The sequence below is a fragment of the Streptomyces sp. NPDC059900 genome, from assembly GCF_050270335.1.
Classification (GTDB): Bacteria; Actinomycetota; Actinomycetes; order Streptomycetales; family Streptomycetaceae; genus Streptomyces.
In genome coordinates this window covers 1-2,009 of sequence record NZ_JBNNJZ010000949.1, presented here as the reverse complement: position 1 = coordinate 2,009, position 2,009 = coordinate 1, and the positions used below count along the sequence as shown (strand labels likewise).

Annotated in this window: 2 protein-coding genes; both read right to left on the bottom strand. The window is 72.7% G+C overall.

Annotation, left to right across the window (positions count from 1 at the left end):
* Positions 1–477, bottom strand: a 477-nt coding sequence (locus ACQKIP_RS46060; RefSeq protein WP_427745731.1) for an aldehyde dehydrogenase family protein, incomplete at its 3' end; no start/stop codon positions are given.
* Positions 478–516: 39 nt separating this feature from the next.
* Positions 517–1,914, bottom strand: coding sequence for a 2-oxoadipate dioxygenase/decarboxylase (gene hglS / locus ACQKIP_RS46055; RefSeq protein WP_365854177.1), 1,398 nt, complete (start codon positions 1,912–1,914; stop codon positions 517–519).
* Between the last annotated feature and the right edge of the window lie 95 nt (positions 1,915–2,009).

Genomic DNA, 2,009 nt, shown 5'->3' with positions numbered 1-2,009 from the left:
GATCACCCCGACCACGCCCAGCGGGTGCCAGGTCTCGGCTAGCCGGTGGCCGGGGCGCTCGGAGGCGATGGTGCGGCCGTAGAGCTGGCGGGAGAGCCCGACCGCGAAGTCACAGATGTCGATCATCTCCTGGACCTCGCCCAGCGCCTCCGAGCGGATCTTCCCCGCCTCGATGGTGATCAGATCGGCCAGGTCGCTCTGGTGCTCGCGCAGCAACTCGCCCAGGCGGCACACCAGTTCGCCCCGGCGCGGGGCGGGCGTGGTGCGCCAGGCGAGGAAGGCCTCGCGGGCGGCGGCCACGGCGTCCCGGGTGTCGGCGGAGGTCGCCGCGCCCAGGCCGAACAGGTCCTCGCCGGTGATGGGCGTGCGCGCCCGCAGGCCGTTGCCCTCCGGGACGCTCACGCCGACGCGCCGCAGGCTCGCGCGCGCCCGGGTGCGCAGGTCGTCGGTGGTGGGCAGGGCGGTGGTGCCGGTCATGGTGCTCCCTGAGTCGAGGTGCGGGCGGGGGTGGAGGAGTCAGCGGTGCGTGCCGTCGAGGTCGAGGCCCAGTTCGCGGCCGGCCACCGCGATCGAGAGGTCCTGCTGGCGCTCGTACAGGGCGTACGGGTCGAGGACCTCGCGGCCGATGGCGCCGGAGAGCCAGTCGCTGTCGTACGCGGTGCCTTCCTGACCGGTGTTGCGGGAGCCCTCGCCGCTGAGGTTGGACTGGAAGATGCCCGCGGCGGAGCGCGGCAGGAAGTCCTCGTAGACGACGGGTTCGGCTTGCACCCAGCCCTGGCTCTCCAACTCGGCGATGCCGGAGGGAGGATGTGTCCCGTCGCGCGGGCGTTCGGGTGCGGCGCGGTAGGTGAAGTAGGCCAGGTCCTGCGCGGCGAGTTCGCGCTCGGTGGCGGGGACGTGCGCGGCCCACACGGTGCGGGCCAGTTCGGTGCGGTCGGCCGCCGGGTGCCGGGCTGCCTCGTCGTCGACGAGGGTGAGCAGGCGGTCGTAGAGGGCGCGGCCCGCCGGGGTGAGGGCGATGCCGCGGGCTTCGACCTCGCCGAAGCGCACGCGCAGGGCGCCGCGGGTGATGCTGCCGTCCGGGCGGCGCTGGGCGCGCGGTTCGGCCAGGGCGCGAAAGGACGTCTGGCGCAGCAGCAGATCGGGGCCCTTCCAGCCGGGCGGGCCCTGGATGGTGTCGATCATCTCGATGCCGCGGTCGGTCATCCGCCGGTAGAGCTCGTCGATGTCCAGGACACGCGGGGTGAGGTGGTTGATGTGGGTCGAGCCGACGCCGCCGATGTCCGCGGCGACCGCCGAGACCCGCTCCAGCTCCTCGTACCAGGCCTGGTCGATCGGCTCGGCGGACAACTCGAAGGCCCGGACGGCGAGATGGAGGAAGCGCATGGCCTGGGCCTCGGGGAGTTCACGTTCGGCCTCGGCCCGGTCGGCCAGGTGCAGCAGCTCCGGCGGGAACAGCTCACGCCCGGCGAGGAACGTCTCCAGGCGCGAGCGCAGGCCGGCGTCGAAGAAGCGCGGGTCCGCGGGCGTGAGCAGCGAGGTGAAGACACGGAAGGGATTGCGCGCCAGCTCCTCGGGTTCCACCGGCCGGAACGCCGTGGACACGACGGGCACCGCGCTCGCGGCGGCCTCCCGCAGGTCGTAGAAGCCGACCGGGCGCATGCCGAGCGCACCGAAGATCCTGGCGACGTCGCGCAGTTCGGCGGGGGTGCCCACGCGGATGGCGCCGTGCCGCTCCGCGGTGACGCGGCTGATGGAGCCGAGGCGTTCGGCGTCGGCGCCCCGCGCGCGCAGGGTGTCCGCGTTGACCTCGTGCGAGACGTCCACGAGCGTGGTGTAGGCGGGGACCTCCCGCCCGTACATCTCCGAGAGCCGTACGGCGAAGGCGGCCCGCAGCTGCCACTGGCTGATCATGGAAAGTCTGCCTTTCGAACGGTCGGATTCGGCCTGTCGGGTCGGGCATTTCGGATTCTGTAGAGGCCGGCGGTCGCATAGTGTATGTTTCATAT

What these genes read in the sequence shown, in the direction of transcription:
- hglS (WP_365854177.1), bottom strand. Translation starts at nt 1,914, where the DNA reads ATGATCAGCCAGTGGCAGCTGCGGGCCGCCTTCGCCGTACGGCTCTCG.